This window comes from Streptomyces sp. NBC_00691, from assembly GCF_036226665.1.
Lineage (GTDB): Bacteria > Actinomycetota > Actinomycetes > Streptomycetales > Streptomycetaceae > Streptomyces.
In genome coordinates this window covers 8,051,793-8,073,271 of sequence record NZ_CP109007.1, presented here as the reverse complement: position 1 = coordinate 8,073,271, position 21,479 = coordinate 8,051,793, and the positions used below count along the sequence as shown (strand labels likewise).

At 71.3% G+C, this 21,479-nt stretch carries 24 protein-coding genes; 12 read left to right on the top strand and 12 right to left on the bottom strand.

All coding sequences use genetic code 11. From position 1 onward, the window contains the following. Nucleotides 1–63: 63 nt before the first annotated feature. Nucleotides 64–801 carry a VOC family protein gene (locus OG392_RS36080; RefSeq protein WP_329286616.1) on the bottom strand — a complete coding sequence of 246 codons (738 nt, stop codon included), beginning with the start codon at nucleotides 799–801 and terminating at the stop codon, nucleotides 64–66. A 135-nt stretch (nucleotides 802–936) separates the two neighbouring features. Here OG392_RS36080 and OG392_RS36075 point away from each other — a divergent pair, with 135 nt between their 5' ends. Continuing rightward, nucleotides 937–1,293: a 2'-5' RNA ligase family protein gene (locus OG392_RS36075; RefSeq protein ID WP_329287664.1), complete on the top strand. Its 357-nt coding sequence runs from the start codon at nucleotides 937–939 to the stop codon at nucleotides 1,291–1,293. Nucleotides 1,294–2,025: 732 nt separating this feature from the next. On the opposite strand, the gene OG392_RS36070 is transcribed toward OG392_RS36075, so the two are convergent. Beyond that, the gene (locus OG392_RS36070) at nucleotides 2,026–2,841 is read right to left on the bottom strand and encodes a helix-turn-helix transcriptional regulator (protein ID WP_329286613.1); all 816 of its coding nucleotides are present in this window, start codon (nucleotides 2,839–2,841) and stop codon (nucleotides 2,026–2,028) included. A gap of 54 nt (nucleotides 2,842–2,895) precedes the next feature. Between OG392_RS36070 and OG392_RS36065 the strand changes: the two genes are divergently transcribed. Both OG392_RS36065 and OG392_RS36060 read left to right on the top strand, forming a co-directional pair. Beyond that, complete coding sequence (locus tag OG392_RS36065; RefSeq protein WP_329286612.1) at nucleotides 2,896–3,297, top strand: hypothetical protein; 402 nt, start codon at nucleotides 2,896–2,898, stop codon at nucleotides 3,295–3,297. Nucleotides 3,298–3,487: 190 nt separating this feature from the next. Continuing rightward, nucleotides 3,488–4,708: an MFS transporter gene (locus OG392_RS36060; RefSeq protein WP_329286609.1), complete on the top strand. Its 1,221-nt coding sequence runs from the start codon at nucleotides 3,488–3,490 to the stop codon at nucleotides 4,706–4,708. Between the two features lie 112 nt (nucleotides 4,709–4,820). On the opposite strand, the gene OG392_RS36055 is transcribed toward OG392_RS36060, so the two are convergent. Both OG392_RS36055 and OG392_RS36050 read right to left on the bottom strand, forming a co-directional pair. Further along, the gene (locus OG392_RS36055; RefSeq protein ID WP_329286607.1) at nucleotides 4,821–5,192 is read right to left on the bottom strand and encodes a fic family toxin-antitoxin system, toxin component; all 372 of its coding nucleotides are present in this window, start codon (nucleotides 5,190–5,192) and stop codon (nucleotides 4,821–4,823) included. Nucleotides 5,193–5,208: 16 nt separating this feature from the next. Next, a complete protein-coding gene (locus OG392_RS36050) occupies nucleotides 5,209–5,430 on the bottom strand; it encodes a hypothetical protein (RefSeq protein WP_329286606.1) in 222 nt (73 codons plus the stop codon). Nucleotides 5,431–5,800: 370 nt separating this feature from the next. On the opposite strand from OG392_RS36050, the gene OG392_RS36045 reads away from it, so the two are divergent. Together OG392_RS36045 and OG392_RS36040 are read left to right on the top strand one after the other, a co-directional pair. Beyond that, nucleotides 5,801–6,136 carry a thioredoxin family protein gene (locus OG392_RS36045; RefSeq protein ID WP_329286604.1) on the top strand — a complete coding sequence of 112 codons (336 nt, stop codon included), beginning with the start codon at nucleotides 5,801–5,803 and terminating at the stop codon, nucleotides 6,134–6,136. 156 nt (nucleotides 6,137–6,292) lie between these two features. After that, nucleotides 6,293–6,862, top strand: coding sequence for a HutD/Ves family protein (locus tag OG392_RS36040; RefSeq protein ID WP_329286602.1), 570 nt, complete (start codon nucleotides 6,293–6,295; stop codon nucleotides 6,860–6,862). 283 nt (nucleotides 6,863–7,145) lie between these two features. Here OG392_RS36040 and OG392_RS36035 read toward each other — a convergent pair whose 3' ends face one another. Beyond that, nucleotides 7,146–8,900 (bottom strand): lysyl oxidase family protein, encoded by a 1,755-nt coding sequence (locus tag OG392_RS36035; protein WP_329286601.1) that lies wholly within the window; start codon nucleotides 8,898–8,900, stop codon nucleotides 7,146–7,148. 293 nt (nucleotides 8,901–9,193) lie between these two features. Further along, entirely contained in the window at nucleotides 9,194–10,597 is a 1,404-nt protein-coding gene (locus tag OG392_RS36030; RefSeq protein ID WP_329286599.1) for a mycothione reductase, read from the bottom strand. A gap of 269 nt (nucleotides 10,598–10,866) precedes the next feature. Here OG392_RS36030 and OG392_RS36025 point away from each other — a divergent pair, with 269 nt between their 5' ends. After that, nucleotides 10,867–11,223 (top strand): DUF805 domain-containing protein, encoded by a 357-nt coding sequence (locus OG392_RS36025; RefSeq protein WP_329286598.1) that lies wholly within the window; start codon nucleotides 10,867–10,869, stop codon nucleotides 11,221–11,223. A gap of 81 nt (nucleotides 11,224–11,304) precedes the next feature. On the opposite strand, the gene OG392_RS36020 is transcribed toward OG392_RS36025, so the two are convergent. Together OG392_RS36020 and OG392_RS36015 are read right to left on the bottom strand one after the other, a co-directional pair. Beyond that, complete coding sequence (locus tag OG392_RS36020; RefSeq protein WP_329286596.1) at nucleotides 11,305–11,781, bottom strand: hypothetical protein; 477 nt, start codon at nucleotides 11,779–11,781, stop codon at nucleotides 11,305–11,307. A gap of 200 nt (nucleotides 11,782–11,981) precedes the next feature. Further along, entirely contained in the window at nucleotides 11,982–12,464 is a 483-nt protein-coding gene (locus tag OG392_RS36015) for a DedA family protein (protein WP_329286595.1), read from the bottom strand. A gap of 723 nt (nucleotides 12,465–13,187) precedes the next feature. Between OG392_RS36015 and OG392_RS36010 the strand changes: the two genes are divergently transcribed. Continuing rightward, nucleotides 13,188–13,793 (top strand): hypothetical protein, encoded by a 606-nt coding sequence (locus OG392_RS36010; RefSeq protein ID WP_329286594.1) that lies wholly within the window; start codon nucleotides 13,188–13,190, stop codon nucleotides 13,791–13,793. A gap of 83 nt (nucleotides 13,794–13,876) precedes the next feature. On the opposite strand, the gene OG392_RS36005 is transcribed toward OG392_RS36010, so the two are convergent. Next, nucleotides 13,877–14,302, bottom strand: coding sequence for a MerR family transcriptional regulator (locus OG392_RS36005; RefSeq protein WP_329286593.1), 426 nt, complete (start codon nucleotides 14,300–14,302; stop codon nucleotides 13,877–13,879). A gap of 65 nt (nucleotides 14,303–14,367) precedes the next feature. Here OG392_RS36005 and OG392_RS36000 point away from each other — a divergent pair, with 65 nt between their 5' ends. Further along, nucleotides 14,368–15,513, top strand: coding sequence for an alkene reductase (locus OG392_RS36000; protein ID WP_329286591.1), 1,146 nt, complete (start codon nucleotides 14,368–14,370; stop codon nucleotides 15,511–15,513). A gap of 183 nt (nucleotides 15,514–15,696) precedes the next feature. After that, nucleotides 15,697–16,437 carry a class I SAM-dependent DNA methyltransferase gene (locus OG392_RS35995; protein ID WP_329286589.1) on the top strand — a complete coding sequence of 247 codons (741 nt, stop codon included), beginning with the start codon at nucleotides 15,697–15,699 and terminating at the stop codon, nucleotides 16,435–16,437. A gap of 50 nt (nucleotides 16,438–16,487) precedes the next feature. Here OG392_RS35995 and OG392_RS35990 read toward each other — a convergent pair whose 3' ends face one another. Further along, nucleotides 16,488–17,339: a LysR family transcriptional regulator gene (locus OG392_RS35990; protein WP_329286588.1), complete on the bottom strand. Its 852-nt coding sequence runs from the start codon at nucleotides 17,337–17,339 to the stop codon at nucleotides 16,488–16,490. Between the two features lie 172 nt (nucleotides 17,340–17,511). On the opposite strand from OG392_RS35990, the gene OG392_RS35985 reads away from it, so the two are divergent. Continuing rightward, nucleotides 17,512–17,874, top strand: coding sequence for a DoxX family protein (locus OG392_RS35985; protein WP_329286586.1), 363 nt, complete (start codon nucleotides 17,512–17,514; stop codon nucleotides 17,872–17,874). Nucleotides 17,875–17,905: 31 nt separating this feature from the next. Here the strand turns inward: OG392_RS35985 and OG392_RS35980 are convergent, their stop codons facing one another. Next, nucleotides 17,906–18,124, bottom strand: a complete 219-nt coding sequence (locus OG392_RS35980; protein ID WP_329286584.1) for a hypothetical protein — start codon at nucleotides 18,122–18,124, stop codon at nucleotides 17,906–17,908. Between the two features lie 314 nt (nucleotides 18,125–18,438). On the opposite strand from OG392_RS35980, the gene OG392_RS35975 reads away from it, so the two are divergent. Beyond that, a complete protein-coding gene (locus OG392_RS35975) occupies nucleotides 18,439–19,647 on the top strand; it encodes an outer membrane protein assembly factor BamB family protein (protein WP_329286581.1) in 1,209 nt (402 codons plus the stop codon). Nucleotides 19,648–19,776: 129 nt separating this feature from the next. Next, nucleotides 19,777–20,187 carry a RidA family protein gene (locus OG392_RS35970; protein WP_329286580.1) on the top strand — a complete coding sequence of 137 codons (411 nt, stop codon included), beginning with the start codon at nucleotides 19,777–19,779 and terminating at the stop codon, nucleotides 20,185–20,187. A 220-nt stretch (nucleotides 20,188–20,407) separates the two neighbouring features. Here OG392_RS35970 and OG392_RS35965 read toward each other — a convergent pair whose 3' ends face one another. Beyond that, a complete protein-coding gene (locus OG392_RS35965) occupies nucleotides 20,408–21,424 on the bottom strand; it encodes an aldo/keto reductase (protein ID WP_329286579.1) in 1,017 nt (338 codons plus the stop codon). Nucleotides 21,425–21,479: the final 55 nt, after the last annotated feature.

Below are 21,479 nucleotides of genomic sequence, written 5' to 3'. Positions count from 1 at the left end.
CCCTGTTCCTGGACCTGGGCGAGGTCTGTGACGGCCAGAAGCGGCCGGGCCCGCTGGTCAGGGTCAGCGAGGGGCGAGGAGGCAGAACTCGTTGCCTTCCGGGTCGGCCAGAATCCGCCACGAGATCTCGGACTGGTCGATGCCAGGGTCCCTGGCGCCCAGGGCGCGCAGGCGGGCTTCCTCTGCTGCCAGGTCGCCCCCGGGGTAGGGCCTGACGTCGAGATGCACGCGGTTCCACACGGTCTTGAGGTCGGGAGTACGGATGAACTCCAGGTAAGGGCCCACGCCTTGGGCGGAGCGCATGGTCGCCTGTTCGTCGGTGGCCTCGTGCACCGTCCAGTCCATCGCCTCGCCCCAGAACCGGGCCATTCCCCGTGGGTCGGTGCAGTCGACCACCACCGCGGCGATCGGCCCGATGTCCTGGTAGATCGGACGGGGCTCCAGAACGCAGAACTCGTTGCCCTCCGGGTCGGCCATGACCGTCCAGGGCACGTCGCCCTGCCCGACGTCGGCGAGCGTCGCGCCGAGCCCCTTCAGCCGCGCGACCAGCTCGTCCTGATGAGCGGTCGAGATGGTGGCCAGATCAAGGTGCACCCGGTTCTTCACCGTTTTCGATTCCGGGCGGGCGACGATGTCGATGCAGACGGCAGCGGCATCCGGGTAGGCGAAACCCACCGGCTCGAGGTTGGTCACCCCGGGCCCCTCGCTGTCGACACCCCACCCCAGTGCCTCCGCCCAGAACCGGCCGAGCGCGGAGTCGTCCTGGGCCTTCATATTGATCTGCACGAGTCTTGTCGCCATGCCGCAGATCCTAGAAGCCGCCGTCGCCCCGGATCGGCGGGGAGCAAGCGTTGACAGCGCGGGGCGGAGAGTCGCGTCCCTGCGGAGCGGGTCGCCTACGAGAGTTGCCCTGTCCCCGGGGGTCGCCGCTGCGGAATCCAGAGGAACGGACTCTATCTGGCGCCGGTCCCGGACCAGCCGTTTCGCGTGCTCACCGAGTCGATCGCCGCACGGTGGCCGGAGGCACCGCCCTACGGGGGACAGTTCGCCGAGGTCGTCCCGCACCTGACCGTCGCCCACGGGCAGCCGCCCCGAGTGCTGGACAAGATGGAGGTGGAGCTGGCCCCCCGGCTACCCGTCACCGCGACGGTCTCGTCGGTCAGCCTGTTCGTCAGTGACGGCCGCAGCTGGAGGCACCATACGGAGTTTCCGCTGCTCGGCGCATCGGACAGCACCTCACTCCGCCCGCCCGGCCCATCGGTCCACAACCGCGGGCTCCGCGGACGACTGTGAGGGTCACCGCCCCGCAACCACCGCGAACGACGGCCGGCGATCGCCCTGGTGGCGGTCCCGTTCTCGGTGCCGGACGAGCAGACGCGCGACGTCAGGGGCCCGCCTTCGGCAGGGCCGCGGTCGATGTCAGCGTGGACGGTCGTCGGGAACGTCGGCGCCCGGAACCCTTTCGTCTGCGGTCGGCTGAGACGGGACGGAGCCGGACAGCCACAACCGGAGCATCCGGTCCGCTGCCGCCTTCGCCTCGCTCCGGTCATCGACCGTGATCGCGATCCTGATCAGGCCCCGCGGGCCGGCGTCGTGCGCACTCATGCCGTGTCCAACGCGGCCGCGGTGCCGGGCGTAGCGGCGACATCCGGTCACTCTCCTGGATCCGGGCGCGCCACACACGGGTCCCCTCGCACCGATACCACCAACTGCCGCAGGGCTGCGTCTGCTCGCAACCACGCCTCCGTCGTCTGGGCTCCGAGGAGTCCTTGCCACGCGACGGCCGGCATGAGCACGATGAGCGCGATCGAGACACCCGTCACGAGCCGGGCGGTGCCGCCGGGATGTGCCGGGGCCTGCCAGCCGCTACGGCGTGCCGGGGAGGCCGTGGGTCCGCCCCTGCCGGGTGAGCAGGTGTCCGGCCTTGCCCGTAGCTCGGGACGACGCACAGGAACACGCGACCGACGCGTGCCGTGACTTCGCGCGGCTCCCGGCACGGACCCGCCCCACCTCGTAGCTCCCGCCTCAAGCCGGCGTTCGCGGCGGAGACGGGGTCGAGGCCGGGGGTACCGCTCCGTAGTGGGCCGCCATGCGAGCGACGGTGTCGGCGATCCTGGCGCGGAGTTCGACGGGTTCCAGGACCTCGATGTGCGCGCCCAGAGCGAGAAAGGTGTCGTGGGCGTGAGTGAGGGACTCGATGGGGAGGGTGGCGCGGGTCCAGCCGTCCGGCTCGGGGGAGCCGTTCGCGGCGAGCGCCCGGGCGGCTGCGCCCGTGAGGCGTTTCGCCCCGTCCGGTGAGAGCCGGACGAGTGCGTCGCCGCCGTGAAGCCGGGCATGGAAGGAGGCTTGGTGGTCGGTCCAGTAGGCCGTCAGGGAGAAGTCCTCGGGGATCTCGAACTCCTCCTCCGTGAGCTGGAGTTCGAGGATCTGGTCGACGCGGTACGTACGCGGCCCGGGCCCCGCGACCAGATACCAGCGGCCGGCCTTGAGGACGAGTCCGTACGGTGCGATGCGTCGTTCGACATCGGTGGGCTCCTTCCAGCGGCGGTAGCGGACGGCGAGGACCCGGCCGGCCCGGACGGCCCCTGCGACCTGGGGAAGGAAGGGGGCGTCGGTGTCTTCCGCGTACCAGCCGGGCGCGTCGATGTGGAACCGGGTTCGCAGCCGGTCGACATGGTCGCGCAGCGGCGCCTGCAGGGAGGCGCGCAGCTTGAGCTGGGCGTCCACGAAATTTCCGCCGAGTCCGAGGTCGGCGGCGGCGCCGGGGATCCCCGCCAGGAAGAGGGCCTCGGCCTCACCGGTGTACAGATCGGTCAGCGGGGAGCGGTGGCCGGCGAGCAACTGGTAGCCCCCGGCCCGTCACCACGCGCGCTTCTCCTTCCTCGACTCCCCGGCGTGACCGGCGTCGCCGTAGAGGGGCACGCCGGTGGCGAGGAGTTCGACGGGCACACCACGGGGCTGCTCTTCTGGGACGGCAAGGCCCACGTCGACGAGATCGTCTTCCCCTCGGAGGGATTCAGCGGACTGACGCTGCGGCTGTACGAGCCGGAGACCGACGAGTGGACCCTGAACTGGTCCAACAGCCGTACGGGGCGCCTGGATCCGCCCGTCAGGGGCCGGTGGTCCGAGGACGGCACCGGGGAGTTCCACGGCGTGGACGTCTACGCGGGCAAGGAGGTCCAGGTGCTCTTCCGCTGGTCGGGCATCTCGGCCGACACGGCACGTTGGGAGCAGTCGTTCGCGCTGGACGGCGGCCCGTGGGTGACGAACTGGGTGATGGAGTTCACGCGCGCCTGACGGCCACCGACAGGGCGCCGGTGCTCGGGACCGCCACGGGGGCGGCCCCGCGTACCGGCACCTTGTGATTCGGCAGGTCTGCGACATCACCCTCGCGCCACACGGGTGGTGTCGCAGACCTGCCAGCCCTCACCGTGCGGGGCCTGTTGCACTGATCACGCAACCGCAGGCCCTGCACGGGACGGGAATCATGACCTCGAACACCACCACGTGTCACTCTCCCGAAGTCGGCCTGCCGACTCGGTCTCCCCTGATCGGATGGCTGGCCGTGAGTTCGGTCATGCTGGGAATCTTCTCGATCGTCACGACCGAGATCCTGCCGGTCGGCCTGCTCACCACGATCGGCTCCGGTCTGGCCGTCTCCGACGGGACGGCCGGGCTGATGATCACCTTGCCCGGACTTCTCGCGGCCGTCTCCGCACCCGTGGTCACCGTGGTGACCGCGGACGTGGACCGCCGTCTGATGCTGTGCGTGTTCATGCTCCTGCTGGCCATGGCGAACCTTCTGGCCGCTGCGGCACCCGACTACTGGATGATCCTGGTCTCCCGTGCCGTCGTCGGCGTCGTCATCGGAGGCTTCTGGTCGATCAGCGCCGGACTGGCCGAGCGCCTGGTACCTGCGGCGTCGGTCGGCCGCGCCACGTCGGTGATCTTCTCCGCAGTACCACTGGGCTCCGTGCTCGGTGTACCGGCCGGCACGTTCATCGGGGACGTGGCCGGCTGGCGCGCGGCTTTCGTCGTCATGGGTGCCCTCGCAGTCGGTGTACTGGCCATGCTGCTCCTGGTCATGCCGCCGCTGCCGCCCGACCGGACGGCCCGTATGAGTGTGCTGCGCGGCATGTTCAAGAGTGTCCATACGCGTTTTGCGCTGCTGCTGACATTTCTGGCCGTGCTGGCGCACTTCGGGACCTACACCTACGTCGCTCCGTTCCTGGAGCAGGTCACCCATGCCGACTCACAGCTGATCACCGTCTTCCTGTTGGTCTACGGTGCCGCAGGAATCGTCGGCAACTTCCTGGGCGGAGCGATGGTCACCCGCTACCCCCGAGCCACCTTCGGTCTCGCCGCCGGCCTGATCGCGACCGTCACCCTGCTGCTGCCGATCCTGGGGCACCGGCAGATCGGCGCCGTCGCCCTGTTGATCGTCTGGGGTGTCGCCTATGGCGCCGTCCCCGTCTCCTCCCGGACGTGGTTCGCCAAGGCAAGCCCCGACGCGCCCGAGGCGGCGTCGGTGCTCTTCACCGCTTCCTTCCAGATGACGATCTCGCTCGGCGCGGTGGCCGGTGGAGTCATCGTGGACCGGACCTCCCCGTCCACGCTCATGACGCTCGGCGGCCTTGTCGCCCTCCTGACGGTCGTGGTCGCGTGGGCACACTTCGCCCGCCGTCCGACATGGCCGGACGACGCCTGAGGGCTCGCATTCCCTCTTCGCCGATTCACTCGCGCCCCTGAACGGGTGAGCACCTCGCGTGCGATGTGCTCACCCGATGGCTCGGAACGCGGGCACGCATGAGGTGAAGGGGTCAGCGAACCCATTCCTTGAGAACCACGGCAACCTGCCGGACGTCGACGCTGCCTTCGGACACCCGCTCGACGAGGTCGATCGCCTCTTCCGCCGTCACCTCGACCGGATATCCACAGGCGTGGAGGTAGGCAGCCGCGACGACCACTCCGTACAGCTCGTTGGAGTGTTCCAGGGCCGGAACGCGGACGAGCTGTTCCAGCAGCGCGGCCGCCCGGTGGTGCGGGCGTTCGTAGACCGGGACGTCCATGACGCGGAAGGCGTGGCGGGCACGGGCCGCCTCGAGCGAGCCCCAGTCGGCGATCTCCGGGTCGCCGGGGATCTCCTGCTGGGCTATGTCGAGCAACCAGGAGAGATCGACCGTGAGAATCACCCGCGCGCGGTCCGGCTCAGGCCGCGTCCGCGTCGACGGGGCGGCCGAATCGCTTCGCGAAGGCCTGGCCGTGCTGGGTGACGAACGAACGGGCGCCCTCGACGAACCGTGCCCGGGTCAGGTCGGCGTCCAGTACACGGCCCGCGTAGTCCTCGGCGGGCACGTGCTTCTCGGCCGCGACGCGCTCGAGCGCCTCGTACGCCTCGTCGCTGATCTCGATCCTGATTTCCCGCGCCATAGGGACCACGGTAGCGGCCGGCCGCCCGGTGCGGCAGTGGTTCTGGCTCACTCTCTTGATCCGGTCACATGGACGGCTTCTCGGAAGACTGTGGCCGGACACCGTGGCCTCGGCATCCGGTGCACCGCACTCACCGGTCCGCGGAGGTCAAGGCCGTGCACGGCCGTCGCCGGCGAGGGGGACTTTCGCCTCGGGAGGCCGAGGGGACGACCGTACGCGCGGTCATGGGGTGGCCTGGTCCGGCACGGTCGCGAAGCGGCGCGCCTGAGTCCCGGCGGGCGGCTCGGCCCGGAGCGCCTGAGCCGGGCGGTGCGGCGCGGCACGCGGGGGATGATGGGGGCAACGACGGAACACCAGGTCAGGAGCTTCTGTGGCGAAGCAGGTTCACCAGCCCCGTGAGGACGCGGAGTTCGACTTCATCCTCCGTATGAGCGCGGTCCCGGTCCTCGCGTACTTCACCGGGACATGGCCCAAGGCCATCGAGCCCTGCCGGGCGATGGACCTCGTCATGGGCGGCATCGCCGACGAGTACACGGGCCGTGTCACCACCGTCCGGGCCGACATCACCCGCTGCCCGGCGGCCACCGAGCGGTACGGGATCACAGGAGCCGCCTCCTACGTGCTGCTCGTGGACGGCGAACCGGTGGCACAGGGCACGGGGCCCTTCACCACCGACGTCCGGGAACTCCTCGACGGCCGTCTCTGACACCCGGCGCCGCATAGACTGCCTCGGCGGTCGTCGGCATCGGCGGCTCGGCCCGCACGGACACGGCCGTCGCCCTCCGCGTGCGTGCCACCGACCCGGTGTCCGGCGCTCCAGGGTGATCCGTACCCCTCAACCACGCAGCTCAGGAGCCCGCCTATGCACCACTTCGATGTCGAGACTCTGACGCCGGGCCGCTGGCGCAACGGCGGTGGCGCAACGAGGGAGATCGCCTCCCGGCCGGTGGGCACCGCGGGGTTCGGGTGGCGTGCGAGTGTCGCTGACATCGACCGGGCCGGGCCGTTCTCCGTGTTTCCCGGGGTCGACCGAACGCTCACCCTGCTCGCGGGCGAGGGCGTCCTGCTGACCTGCCCCGGGACGTTCGAGCGGCTGCCGGCCCGCGCAGGCGTGCCGGTCGAGTTCTCCGGCGACCTCACGCTCTCGGCCGAACTCTCCGGCGGGGCCTGCCGGGTGCTCAACATCATGGTGCGGCGCGGACGGTGGACCGCTCGGGTGAGGCGGGTCACCAGCCGGATCGCGCCGCCCTCCGGGCACGCCGGACTGCTCTACGTCATGCACGGCCGGTGGCAGCCGGGCGAGGACGGGCAGGCGATGGCGTCCGGGCAGGGCGTGTGGTGGAGCGGGGACGACGACGCTCCGGGCGAGTCCGTCTCGCCGCTCTCCCCCGATGCCGAGGCGCTCTGGGCGGATCTCACCCCGACAGGCTGACGTCGGGCCGCCGGGGCACGGCGGGCGTGGCGATCGCCGGCGCGTTGGCCTCGTGGGCGGGGGCCTGTCGCGTACCTGCCGCCCGCGGACTTCCTGCGGTAGTCGCCGGTCGTCGCCCGCACGGCTTCGGGGGGGCCGATCGTGGCTCGGCGCCCCCGGGGCGTCTCCGCGCGTGTACCCCCGGAGAACCCGCTTCCCGGGGGTACACGATGGTGCACGCCGTACGGGCCTCAGGGTGGCCCGTACGGCAGTTCGGTGCGTGTGCTCGGTGCGCGGGGTGGGATCAGTTCGCGTTCACCAGGTCGTGCGCCGGCACGGTCACGGTGCGCTGTCCCTTCGTGCCGCCGAGGACGATCTTCCGCAGCGCGCTGTTGTTGTCGAGGTTCGTCTCCTTGAGGCGCTTGGCCGGGTTGGCCAGTACCTGGATGTAGTAGGTGCCGTTGGGCACGTCCGTGATGTCGAAGGACTGGCCCGGCAGGTCCTGGGTGTAGGTGTCGCCGGAGCCCACGTCCAGCACCTCGCGGACGGAGATGGAGTTCTCCTGACCGCAGGCGGTCGACAGGTCGGTGTTGAAGGGGTGCCAGTTGGCGTTCTTCACCGTGTAGTCGACGGCGTCGGTGTTGGCCAGGCAGAAGGCCTCCTTGCCGCTGCGCACCGCTTCCTTCTGGTCGGCCTTCAACAGCCGGTAGCTGGCGAAGTCGGTGAAGTGCCAGTGCACGTGGCCGGGGCGCGGGTCCCATTCCATGGTGCCGGTCGGGGTGTAGCCGACCTGCTTGCCGTTGGCGTCGTAGAAGTACTGGTAGGCGTCCATCAGTGCCTTGCCCGGTGACCGGAAGCCGTCGACGACGAGCTGCGCCGGACCGGCGTTCCAGACGTTCGCGCTGAAGGCGAGGTAGTCCTTGCCGGGGACGTTCTGGCCGCCGTCGCTGATGGTGATGCCGTAGGCCGGGAGCGACCGCAGGTCGGGCCTGGGAACGTTCGGGACGGAGGGAGTACCGGTGGGCCGCTTGGACTGCGGCGAGAGGGCGGGGGCCTGGCGCGAGCCGTCGGTCCGGCCGGTGCCGTCACCGGCAGCTGTCTGCATGTCGGCGCGCGCGGCCTGCTGCTTCTTCACCGCCCACGGGACGGCGGGCGGCGCGGCCTTCAACGGCCCGTGGCCGACGTTGTACGAGGGGCTCCCACCGCTGGTGTCCGGTGCGGCGACCTGGGCGGGCGTGGGGCCGTGGCCCGGCCCGTGCCCGGCGTGACCGCTCGGGGCCTGGTGGCCCCCGCCGTGTCCGGCGTGCTCACCGTCCTGGCGGAGGGCCGCGACCCCGGGACCGTCCTCCCAGCTGCGCTCCACGATGGTGACCTTCACCGTGGCGGGCTTGTCGGCGATGCCGAAGAGGTCCCGGTACTTCTTCGCGACCCCGACCTTCGCCGTGTACGTGCCCGCGGGGAGCTTCACCGGCGTCGTGTAGGAACCGCCGTAGGTGTTGGCGGCCCATCCCTTCTCCACGCCCCAGACGGAGCCGAGGGTGAAGGCGTTGGTGGGGCAGCTCTCCGGGTACTTCGAGGTGGCCGGCGCGTCGGGACGGACCCGTCCGCTGGCGTTGTTCGGGCAGAAGCTCTCGCTCTTGCCGAGGACCTTCCTGCCCGTGCTGTCGGTGACGGTGATCTCGGCGAAGCCGGGCAGCCCGGAGAAGTCCTTCACGGTGCCCACGGGCAGCGTCTTGACCTTGGCCTTGCCGCCCTCGTACACGGTCTGGCTGATGGTCACCGGGTCCTTGTAGGACTTCCGGGTCACCTTGAGCTCCAGCGGAGTGCCCTCCGCCGTCAGGTAGGTGCCCAGGTCCAGATAGACGCCCGGCTCCTCCTTCCAGGAGGTGAGCGTGACCGCGTCGGTCGCCGCGATGAGGCTCAGCTTCGGCCCCGACGCCGCGGCGGTGGCCCGCTCCGACGTGGCGGTGATGAAGCCGGCCGTCACGGCCATGACGGCGACGGCCGTGGCACCGGCGAGCAGCGGACGCCGCAGCCGGGTGGTGCGTGTGGTGGTCATCGTTCCCTCGTTCTCCGGGTGCTGTGAGAAGGAAGCGGACAGCGGGCTCCTGGCCCGACCGGACGGCACAACCGCCCCGTCGGACACCGTGGGAGGCAGACGCCGCGCCCGTGCGGTGAGAGGAGGAGACCCGATTCCAGGTTGTCCGGAGCACCGAACTCGTCGAGATGATGGCCGAATAGCGCTGATTTGGTGAAAAGTTGACGGTCCATCACGGCAGAGGGGGCACACATTCGAGCGAAAGCGTAGGCCGATCGGCGGATGCCCGGAGCGGCTTCGCTCGGCGGCCCGGGTCAGTCGAGCGGGAGCCCCAGGAGGGCGTTCTCGATCACTTCGGGCATGGCCGGATGGATCCAGTACTGGCCCGTGGCCATGGTCCGGGCGTCCAGCCCGAAGGACATGGCCTGGATCAACGGCTGGATCAACGTGGGTGCTTCGGGGCCGATGATGTGCGCGCCGATCAGTCGCCCGGTGGCCGGGTCGGCCAGGATCTTCGCGAAACCGGTGGTGTCCTCCATGGCCCAGCCGTACGCGATGCCGCTGTAGTCCTGTGTCCCCGTCACGTAGGGGCGTCCGGAGGCCCGGGCCTCCTGTTCGGTCATGCCCACCGCGGCGATCTTCGGGGCGGAGAAGACCGCGTGCGGGACGTGACGGTGATCGGAGGCTCGGGGCCGGTCAGGGTTCAGCAGGTTGTGCCGGACGGTGCGCGCCTCGTGGTTCGCGACGTGCTTGAGCTGCCACGGGGAGGAGACGTCGCCGAGGGCCCACACTCCGGGCACCGAGGTCGCCTGCCGCTCGTCGACGACGATCCGGCCGTCCGGGTGCAGCGCGAGGCCTCCCGCCGCGGCGTCCACGAGGTCGGAGTTGGGGCGGCGGCCGGTGGCCACCAGCAGCTCGTCGGCTTCCAGCGTCTGCGCGCCCTGCGGGCCGTCGAGGTCCAGGAGCACGGTGTCCCCTTCCCTGCGGGCACGCGTCAGCTTGCGGTCCAGGCGGACGTCCCAGCGGTCCCGGGCGAGCTTCGTGAAGCGGCGCGCGACGTCCTCGTCCTCGCTCCGCAGCAGTGTGCCGCCGCGGGCGACGAGGGTGATCTCGACTCCCAGGGAGGAGAAGACGTGGGCCATCTCGGTGGCGACGAAGCCCGAGCCCAGGACGGCCATGCGGCGCGGGAGCCGTTCCAGCCGCATGACGGTGTCGCTGGTGTGGAGGCCGAGGTCGTCGTCCAGGCCGGGGACGTCGGGGATGCTCGGGCGGCTGCCCGCCGCCACGACGACCTGGTCGGCGGTGATCGTGACCGGCCCGTCCGGGGTGTCCACCGTCAGACGGCGTTCGCCGGTGAAGCGGGCCGTGCCGCGGTAGAGGGTGACGTTGTCGCTGCCGGTCGCGCGGTACTGCTCGCCGTCGGCCGTGAGGGAGTCGATGCGGCCGAAGATCCGGTCGCGTACGGCGGGCCAGTCCGCGCCACGCAGGACCAGGTCGACGCCCAGTGCCGCGCCGTGTTCGGGAGCCCTGGCCGTGTCGGCGGTGTGCACGAACATCTTGGTCGGGATGCAGCCGACGTTGAGGCAGGTGCCGCCGAAGCTGTCGAGCGGGCTGACGCCCTTCTCGATGAAGGCGACGTTCCAGTCGGCGAACCGCTCGTCGACGATCGAATTGCCCGATCCGGAGCCGATGACGACGAGATCGAAATGACGGTCCATGCGACAGATCCTATCCGGGGCGCGCTCGGCGCCCCGGCCGGACGGGGTCACGCGCCGCCGTGCCCTGAACTCCCTTACGAGGCTGACTGGTTACCGTCCTTCGATGTGCGCGCCCTCCGTACACTTCGCAGCGCCGTGCCTGCGGCAGTGCCTCCGCGCGGAACGCGCTCGGAGGCCGACCCTCGTGGTACGCGCCGCCGAGAGCGCGATCGTACGGCTTGCACCACAGGCACAGGCTCCTCTCGCCCGACCTACTCATTGGGGGACATGTGAACTGGTACCTCGAAGTTCTCAAGAAGTACGTGGTGTTCAGCGGGCGTGCGCGCCGCAAGGAACACTGGATGTTCTTCCTGTTCAACATCGTCGCGGTGATCGTCGTCGCGGCGGTCGATCTCGCGATCGGCACCTTCCCGCTGCTCTATCCGATCTACTTCGTCGCCGTGCTCCTGCCGCACCTGGGCGTGACCGTACGACGCCTGCACGACACCGGACGCTCCGGATGGTCGGTGCTTTTCGGCCTGATACCGGTGGTCGGCGGCATCATCCTGATCGTCTTCCTGGCTTCCGAAGGCGAGCAGCAGCAGAACGCCTACGGCCCGAACCCGAAGGCGGCCGTCGCCTACTGACGGTCCGCGCGTCCCCGTGACGGCACCCCCGGAAGAGTCGCTTCCGGGGGTGCCGGAGCGGGGAGAGACTTCCGGGGCCCTTCAGGCCGGCCAGCCGACCTGTCCGCCCTCGACGCGCAGCACCTCCGGAACCTCCGCCTCGCAGAACCGGAGAAAGCCGATCCCGACCGCACGGTCCCCGAGCCGGTGCGTCGCGTGGGCTCTCGCGGCCAGCCAGGCGAGCAGCTCGCCGACCCTCTCGAACTCGTCCGGGTGGACCTCCTGCCGGGACGTCAGCGACCAGCCCTTGCGGGGCAGGTCCGCGCGATCGGCCAGTGCGGAGCACAGCACCCCGCCCACCCGCGGGGCCGCGCCCCGCCCGGCCAGCAGCGGGTAGGGCTCGTCCTCGATCACCGGGGTCCCCGAGTCGTCGACGACCACGAGCGGGAACTCCGTGACGATGGACAGGCGCTCCGGTCGGGGCCCGATCCCCAGGTGCCAGCTCAACTCGGCGAGCTCCCCCTCGGAGATCTCGTCCCGCAGGTCAACGGCAATCGTCAGCTCATGGATGTCACTCACGCGGTGCACCCTACGGGCGACCGCCGACACGGGGCCCGGCCGGCGAGCGAGCGGCGCCGCGGTCGCTGCGCTTGACTAGGCGTGGGAGCCGGGGCAGGCGGCCCGGGGTCCCGCACGGCCGCGCCCGGCAGATCCCGTCCGGGGAGACCTGGGGAGATGCCTACGGCACGCCCGTCGGGGCACCGCCGTGTCGGACGGCTTCACGCTTCGTCGGCCGCGACGTCGGCGGATGACGGGGCCGCCTTCCTTCTGCGGTAAACCACCACCCCGCACAGGGCGAGCAGGAGGACGACCACGGCGGAGACCCCGACGGCCGTCTGCTCGGCGAAGAGCCTTCCCAGCACCTCGAGCACGCCGAGACCCGCAGTCGCGTAGACCAGCGCCCAGGCCGCTCCCCCCACGAACAGGGCGGGCAGATAGCGCGGCAACGGCATGCGCATGCTGCCGGCGAGGAAATTGGCGGCGGTCTGGAAGCCGACGGTCAGGAAGGAGACGGCCACCACCGGCGCGCCCCACCGCTGGATCGCCCGCTCGGCACGCTGGAACTTCGCCGAGGAGATCCGCCCGGAGAACCTGCTGCGCCGGGCTCCGGCGCCGGCGAGCCACCCGACGGCGAAGGTCCCTCCGGCGCGCAGGAGCACGATGACGTAGAGGGCTCCCGCAGTGAGCGCGATCTTATCCACGACGCCTCGTTCCGGGCACCGGGCGGGAGCCCGCGGCCCATGTCACTCGCATGTGGCGTACCGCTTCGCCGGGCGCACGCCGCGCACGAGCTCGCTCGCTGTCTCTCACCTGCGCCCTGCCTCTGCCCGCTCCGACGTCTGGGTTACCGCCCGAGGCGACGGAACCCGAACTCGCACGCCCGGATCCGCACGTCAGGCAAGGTCAGCCTAACCTAATGCCCAATCGGCGGATACGGGACGCCCGGCCCTGAGGAACACACGGGCACGGTTGCCGAGCCCGGTCGGCTCTCCCCCAGCGTAGGCCCCCGCCGGGGTGATGCCGTCTCCGCGCGGCGGCCCGAGCGGAGGCTCGGATCACGGTCCCGATCGCGGCTCGAACCGCCGCTCGAATCGCGGTCCGACATGCCTACGGTGGCGCCCGCCGTCACCGCCGTAGCATCCCCGGACCAACCGCCGTATGAGAGGCCACGCGTTGAAGGTGGCCATGGACATGCACGCCTACGCGTTCCGGCCGGGATGGATATCGTCCCGGGGGCGGCAGGATCGTCCCAGCCCGTGCTCATCGCCCTGCGGGTCGGTTTTCCCGGTGGCGCGTCGGCGTGGCTCGTGTGTCGCATGTTTGTCCGTGAGGCGCGGTGGAAGAGTTGAACGACGACTGGTCGGCCGCGTCGTGGCCCGGACGGCCGGACCTCCTCGACGCCACGACTCGAACGGGAGTCATCCTTGCGCTTCTACGCCCAGACACCCGCCCGTCGGAACCGTCAGGTGCTCGTCGACCTGATCGCCGTGGCCCTGATCGCCGTCGCGGTCTGGGCAGCGCTCGTCGTGCGCGACACGATCATGCTGCTGGCCGAACCGGGGCGCCGGGTGGAGAGTTCCGGTGACCGCCTCGCCGAAGGCCTCGGCAACGCGGGAGAGGCGGCTTCGGGCGTACCGCTCATCGGCGGCGTCCTGAAGAAACCGCTCGAGTCCGCGGCCGACGCCGGCGCCGGAATCGCCGACGCGGGGGTGTCGCTCCAGGAGACCGTCACCCAGGTCGCCGACGTCGTCACGACCGCCCTCATCGTCATCCCGGTGTTCTTCGTCCTTCTGCTGTGGCTGCCGCCGCGCCTCCTCTGGATCCGGCGCAGCAGCACCCTGCGCCGGCTCGCAGAGGCTCCCGGAGGCGCGGACCTGCTCGCCCTGCGCGCCCTCACGGGCCCCCCGCGCGCACTCGCCAAGCTGCCGGTCCCACCCGGCGGATGGGCCGACGCCTGGCGTCAGGGTGACCGGGAAGCCATCGCCGACCTCAGCGCGGTCGCCCTGAAACACATCGGGCTACGGCCTTGAGGCGCGGCGCCCCCGGGGCCGGGGGCCCCTGCCGGTGACCGTGCACTGAGGTCGGCGACGGCGGTGGCGGGTGCGCCGGCGCCTCACACGGCGGCGTTCGACGCCTCCGCGTGAAGGGCGGCCGGGAAGGAGGCAGCGGTGGTGGACGTGGCGGCCGACGTGGCCGCGGAGATGACCTCGTCGAGTACGTCCCGGGAGCGGATCAGGTCCGCGATCGTGCCGTCGATGCGTGCGCGTTCCGCGTGCAGCTCCTCGACCAGTCTGGGGGTCGCGATCTCGCTGGGCGCGCCGTCCGCGTCCCTCATGCAGGGCAGGAGCCGCGCGATCTTCTTGCTGGTGAGCCCCGCCGCGTACAGCGCCTGGATACGGATGACCCGGTCGACCGCCCAGTCGCCGAAGTCGCGTTGTCCTCCGGGCGTGCGCTCGGAGGCCAGCAGGCCCTGTGCCTCGTAGTAGCGCAGTGACCTGTCGCTCACGCCGCTGCGCCGAGCGAGTTCACCGATCCGCATTCCCCACCCCGATCACCGGTCACGGCCTTGCCCCTGACACCAGTGTCAACTTCTACCGTACGGGCATGACGAACGCACCGGTTGGATCCCGCCTCTTCGACTCCGCCCTCCTCGGCCCGCTGGAGCTGCCCAACCGCCTGGTCATGGCGCCGATGACCCGTAACCGCGCCTCCGCCGACGGCGTCCCGCTGCCGCTCATGGCCACCTACTACTCCCAGCGGGCGTCGGCCGGCCTGATCATCGCGGAGGCCTCCACGCCGAACGCGGTCGGGCAGACGTACCCGAACATCACGGCCATCCACAACGACGCGCATGTGGCCGGGTGGCGGCAGGTGACCGACGCCGTGCGCGCGGCCGGCGGCCGGATGTTCCTCCAGCTGCAGCACGGCGGCCGGGTCGGCCACCCCGCCACCAGCGGGCTCACGCCCCTGGCGCCCTCCCCGATCGCCCTCCCCGAGCCGATCCACACGGCGAGCGGCCGTCGAACGGCCGTCGCCCCGCGGGAGATGACCGTCGAGGACATCCGCTCCACCGTCGCCGATTTCGCCGCGGCGGCCCGCAAGGCCCTCGAGGCGGGCTTCGCCGGTGTCGAGGTCCACGCAGCCAACGGATACCTCCTGCACCAGTTCCTCGCCAAGGGGACCAACCACCGCACGGACGCCTACGGCGGCCCGGTCGCCCACCGCATCCGCTTCGTCGTCGAGGTGGTCCGGGCCGTCGCCGACGCCCTCGGCCCCGACCGGGTGGGTGTCAGGATCGCCCCCGGCCTCACCGTCAACGGCATCGAGGAAGGCGACACCGAGGACATCTACCCGGCCCTCGTCGCCGCGCTGAACGACATCGGTCCCGCCTACCTGCACGTCGTGTTCGCCGACCCGGACCAGCCGCTGTTCCACGACATCCGTGAGAGCTGGCCCCGCACGCTCATCGCGAACCCGGTACTGGGCTGGGGCGGGCCCCTGCCCGCCGACGGCGGCCGCCACGCCGCCGAACGCCTCCTCGCCGCCGGAGCCGATCTCATCGCCCTGGGCCGTCCGTTCCTGGCCAACCCCGACCTCGTCGAACGCCTGCGGACGGGTGCCGCCATCAACCCCGTACGCGAGGAGGGTCTGATGTACACGGGCGGCGAGAACGGCTACACCGACTACCCCGCCCTCCCACGCGTCTCGGCGATCATCGCCTCACCCCCGGCCCTCGCCGACCGCCGGTGATCCACGTTCCCCGATCCCTCGTCCGTCACCCCCCACGCGCTCGTCCGTCGTCCCCGGACCGCGGGGGCACGCCGTGCCCGTCCGGCGGCGCCGAGGCGGGGCGGGGCGGGACGGGTGAACACCGCGCCGAGGAGCCGTAATTGCGTCGACAGCGCCCCTCCGCTCCCGGCAGAGTGGCCCTCCGTGACGAGCAGCGAACTGTGGACCCGCGCGAACGCCGAACGCTACGACGCCGAGGAGACCGAGACGTCCTCGGCCGCCGTTCTCGGACCGACTCTCGACTTCCTCGAGGAGCTGGCCGGGGACGGCCGGGCGCTGGAGTTCGCCATCGGCACCGGCCGCGTGGGCGTCCCGCTCCGGGAACGCGGCGTGCCGGTCGTGGGCATCGAACTCTCCGAGCACATGGCGGCGGTGCTGCGGCGGAAGATCGACGAGGACGCGCTCCCGGTGACCATCGGGGACATGGCCACCACCGTCGTCCCCGGCGCGTTCAGCCTGGTCTACCTCGTCTACAACACCATCTCGAACCTGCTCACGCAGGACGAGCAGGTCGAGTGCTTCCGCAACGCCGCGCGTCATCTGGAGCCCGGCGGCCGGTTCGTCATCGAGCTGGGCGTGCCGCCGCTGCGGTTCCTGCCGCCCGGCCAGGTCGCGGTGCCGTTCGACGTGTCCGAGGGGCATCTCGGCTTCGACACCTTCGACCTGGTCGAGCAGGTTCTCGTCTCGCACCACCTCACCCGCGAGGGCGACGACGGCCACTACCGCCGCGACGACTCCCGTCACCGGTACGCCTGGCCGGCCGAGCTGGACCTGATGGCACGGATCGCGGGGCTCGAACCGGAACGCCGGGTCGCGGACTGGGACGGGACGCCGTTCACCCAGGACTCCGGGAAGCACATCTCCGTGTGGCGCAAGCCGGCCTGAGGCCGGTCACCGCGGGGCCAGGGCTCGCACCCTTCGGTTTCGGCGTGCGTTCAGGGGCGGTACGCGGCTGTCGCGGTCTCGACGAAGGACCGTATCAACGGGTTCGCGTCGCCCTTGTTCCACACCGCGACCACCCGGCTGGGCGCCATGTCGACGAGCGGCACCGCGATCAGGTCCGCGGGCAGGTCGTGCCCGAGCGGGGCGAGGCCGACCGTGCCGTTCCACAGCACGGCCTGAAGGCATTCCTGGACGACGCGCACCACCGGTCCCTCGCGTGGCTCTCCGCCGTTCCAGTACGCCTGCCACACCGGGTCCGTTCCCCGGGGGAACTGGAACCAGCGGCGGTCGGCCAGGTCGGCCAGCCTCAACCGGCCGCGGCGGGCCAGCGGGTCGTCCGCGCGCAGGACCACTCCCACCGGGTCACTGCGCAGTTCACGCACCGTCAGGGCTGTCTCGTCGAACGGCGCCCGGGTCAGGGCCACGTCGACCAGTCCCGCGCGCAGCCCGCAGGTCGGATCGGTGAGGTCGGTGTCGCGCACGTGGATGTCGATGTCGGGGTGGCCGCGGCGGTAGGCCTCGGCCAGTCTGTTCGCTCCCGGGTCGGTGCTGTCTCCCAGGATGCCGACCGTGAGGCCCGCTCCTCCGGCCGCCGCGGAGACCCGCGCGCGGACCCGGTCGGCCTGGGCCAGCAGGGCACGCGCCTCGTCGAGCAGCACCGCTCCCACCGGGGTGAGTGTCACGCCGGCGGGAGAGCGGGCGAACAGCAGCGCACCGATCTCCCCCTCCAGCTGCTTGATGGCCCGGCTCAGGGGCGGCTGGCTCATGTGCAGGCGAGCGGCGGCCCGGCCGAAGTGCAGTTCCTCGGCGACGGCCACGAAGTAGCGCAGGGTGCGTAGCTCCACCCTGCAACGATACCCACGAGGTATCGATGGCACGGAACAGATCTTGGACAGGCGCCGGGTCCCGGCGGTGCACTCGGAGCACGACGGACGCCTCGCCCCGCTCGGCCGTGCCCTGCCGAACAGCAGCACGGGGCGCCGCCTCATCTTCGATTCGTGACCGTGGACGGGAAACATGAACATCGCCTACTGGATCGTCGGCGGCCTGCTCGCCCTCTTCTACTTCTACGCGGGCGCGGTCAAGGCGACCCGCAGCCGTGATCAGCTGCGCCCGATGATGGCCTGGGTCGACCGCGTGCCCCTGCCCGCCGTCAGGGCGCTCGGGACCGTCGAGATCCTCGGTGCCGCGGGGTTGATCCTGCCGCCGCTGACCGGTGTCGCGCCCTGGCTGGCGCTGGTCGCCGCCCTCGGTTTCGTGGTTCTGCAGATCGGTGCGGTCCCCGTCCACCTGACCGGCGGAGACCGGCAGATCACCCTCAACGTCACACTGCTCGGCACCGCTGCCGTCGTCAGCCGACTGGCGATGGTCTGGCTCTGACGGCGCGGAGCCGGCGGCCGGGTCGGGCGGCCTACTGGTGCTCGGCGGCCTTCCGCGTCCTGACGCCGCCGACGACGAGTGCCAGTCCTCCGAGGAGGATGCCGAGGTAGGCGGCGGACGGGAGGTCGACGACCTTGTGGATCCAGCCCCACTCCGTGCCGAAGAGGGTCTGCGAGGCGAAGCTGACAAGGCCCTGGGCTCCTATGACGTAGCCGATGCTTTCGAGGGTGTATCCGATGGTTGTCCGCACGGATCAACGTTCTCGCGGCGGCGCCGCGAGAACGTCCTCCCCAGGGCCGAGAACGGACTGGGCCGAAGGATGCAGTCGCCGAGGGCCTGGGCCGCCTTGAGGCTACGAGGTCGTCACGAAAGGAGAACGGGGTCGGCGCCCGGGCCGGTGGCAGCCCTACCGTGGGCGTGGATCCGGGGGGTGCTGTGCGGCGTCGTGGGTGGCGGTGGGTGCTGGGCGGGGTGCTGGGCTTGCTGGTCACGGGGTGTTTCGCCCCGCCGGGGCCACAGTTCGGGGATGGTTCGTCGGTCCCCGGGGAGGTCGCGCGGGTTCGGATGCCGGTGCGGCCGGGGCCCGACGGCGACTGGGTGGTGAACTCCGCCGAGGAGGGGCTGCTCGGCCAGGGCCGCGCGCTTGTCCAGCTGGCGGATCCGGAGCGCCGGGGCTGGCGGCTGTCGCTGCCCGACGAGTTCGCCTTGACCTCACCACGGCCCGGCACCGCCCACTCCGCGTTCGTCGAGGGCCACCGGGTCGTACTGGTCGGCGGGCGCGCAGGCCACCCCGGGCCGAGTGCGATCGCGGGACTCGATCCGGAGCACGGTCGTCTGTCCTGGCGGCGGGATCTGATGCCGAACAGCAAGGTGTTCCTGTACGAGGGAGGGCGCGCGACGGTGCTGGTGGCCGACTGTGGCCCGGGATCCTGTCGCCTGACCGGCTGGGACGCCTTTTCGGGCCGGCGCAGCTGGACGCGCACGGAGCGCGGGTCGGTACAGGTCCTGGACGGCTGCCGGGCGGACGCCTTCGCCGTCGAACGGCGCTCCGACGTGCACCGCTGCCGGCCCTATCTGGTCGCGTCCGGCCGCGTCGCCGTCCTCGACCCCGAGAACGGCCGGTCGTTCTGGATGACCGGCCTCCGGCTGCCCGGCGGCAGGATCGACCGGATCACCCAGAGGGGCGATCACGTCACGATGGCCACCGCCCCGGCCAGGGGAAGCTGTCGCGTCACGGTCATCGCCCGGCGGATCGAGAAGTACGACGGTCACGAGAAGCTCGACTGGCAGCGCACGTTCGTGTGGGATCAGCCCCAGGCCCCTCGCGACCCGGGTACCGGCTGCCGCTGGGACCGCACGATCCCGCTGATGGTGGGCTACGGCATGGTGCTGCCCGAGGCCGACGGGGCCCTGGTCGTCCCGTTCTACGGCGGCACGCTGGAACACTCCCAGCGGCTCGCACCGGGCGAGTACCTGGTCACCGACGGCACCATGAACCAGATCGTCCGCGCACCCGGGCGGCCTGACCGCAGTCTGAACCGATCCGACCGACCGATCCGCCCCCGAGGGCTGGGCCCCGCCGCTCGCCTCGTCACGGCCGGATTCTGGCAGGACGGCCGACGCCTGTCGCTGCCGGGCCGCGAGGATCACGTCCTCTGGGAGGGGACATCGGACTGCCAGGCCTTCGCGGGCGAGGGCAAGGGCCCCGGCGTCCGCCTCACCTACTGCGACGGCGACGATCTGGTCACCCTCCGCCCCGTGGAGGAGGACTGACGGACCGTGCGGCCGAGCACGCCGCCCTCGGGGCCACGCGGTCGGAGCGAGAGAAAAGGAGAGGCGACGGCGGCATGCCCTTGACAGGATGTCCGCGCTCGACATCCGCTGGGAAAGGAACCGCCGGCCGTGCCCCGTGCCATCACGCTGATCCGCTCCGCTTCGCTCTCCGACGTCGCCGAGTACGCCTATGCCGCCACGGCGCCCGCCGAGGCCCGTCTGATCTTCCTTGCCGGGGCGTGCCCCCTGAACGACGACGGCTCGACGGCCGCCGTCGGGGACTACGCCGGCCAGGCGGCGAAAGCCCTGGAGAACATGCGGGTCGCCCTCGGCGCCGCCGGCGCCTCGCTGCAGGACGTCATCAGTACGCGGGTCCTCGTCGCATCGGCCTCCCAGGCGGATCTGGTGACCGCCTGGGAGGTCGTACGGAACACGTTCGGCGACCACGACGTCCCCAGCACCTTGATGGGCGTCACCGTCCTCGGCTACCACGAGCAGCTCGTCGAGATCGAGGCCGTGGCCGCCGTACTCGATCAGTAGAGCGGCCGCCGCCTCACGGCGGCGGGGCAAGGGGGCCCGCTTCGTCGGTACCTTTCGTTCGTCGAGTGAAGGTCGGTGGCCCGGAGTCGCCGTGGCCGGTGGGCCGCCAGGAGGTCCCCTGGGACCGGCCTCCCTCCCCGAGGCTGCCGGCGGGGATGCAGGGCAGCCACGGCGGGGCCGGGATGCCGGGCAGGTCGGTCGTGCGGTGGGGGACGAACGGTCAGACGGCGGGTGCGGGCACGGGGGCGTCCCCGGCGATGAGGCCTTCGGCGAGGAGTTCGTTCCAGAACGCGGTGGGGATCGTCTCCCGCAGCGCAGCGACGTCCTCCGCGATACGGCTGGGCTTGGTGGCGCCCGGGATCGCGGCGACGGTGGCCGGATGGGCGAGGGAGAACTGCAGGGCGGCGGCCTTGATGCCGATGCCGTGGCGGTCGGCGACGGACTTGATCCGCTCCACCTTGTCGACGATGGCCGTGGGTGCCTTCTGGTACTCGAAGTGCGTGCCCCCGGCGAGGATCCCCGAGCTGTAGGGACCGCCGACGACGATGTCGACTCCCTGCTCGGCGGCAGCGGGCAGCAGGCGCTGCAGGGCGCGGTCGTGGTCGAGCAGCGTGTAGCGGCCGGCCAGGAGGAAGGCGTCGGGCTTCGGCTCGTCGAGGTCGAGGGTGAGCTCCAGGGGCTCGACGCGGTTGACTCCCAGGCCCCAGGCCTTGATGACGCCTTCGTCGCGGAGCCGCTGGAGGACGCGGAAGGCGCCGGTGCGGGCGGTCTCGTACGCGGACAGCCACTCGTCCCCGTAGAAGTCCTGGGCGACGTCGTGCACCCACACGATGTCGAGTCGGTCGGTCCTGAGTCGGCGCAGGCTGTCCTCGATGGAACGCAGCGTGGCGTCGGCACCGTAGTCGTTGATCATCTTGTGGGGGCGCCCGTGGGCGAAGAGGCCGCCCTTCTCTCCCAGGTCGCGGGCGGCGGGGTCCTCGACCTCGTCGAGGACGAGACGGCCGACCTTGGTGCTGAGGACGAACTCCTCGCGGGGGTGCTGGGCGAGGACGTCGCCCAGCCGGATCTCGGACAGGCCCGCGCCGTAGAAGGGGGCGGTGTCGAAGTAGCGGATGCCCTGGGTCCAGGCGGCTTCGACGGTGGCCGCGGCCTCGTCGTCGGGGATGGCGCGGAACATGTTGCCGAGTGGGGCGGTGCCGAAACCGAGAGGGCCGGGGAGGAGGGAGGCGATGCTCATGAAAGATCCTTCGGGGAGGGAAATGAGAGGGATCATCCATGAACAGGTGATCCGT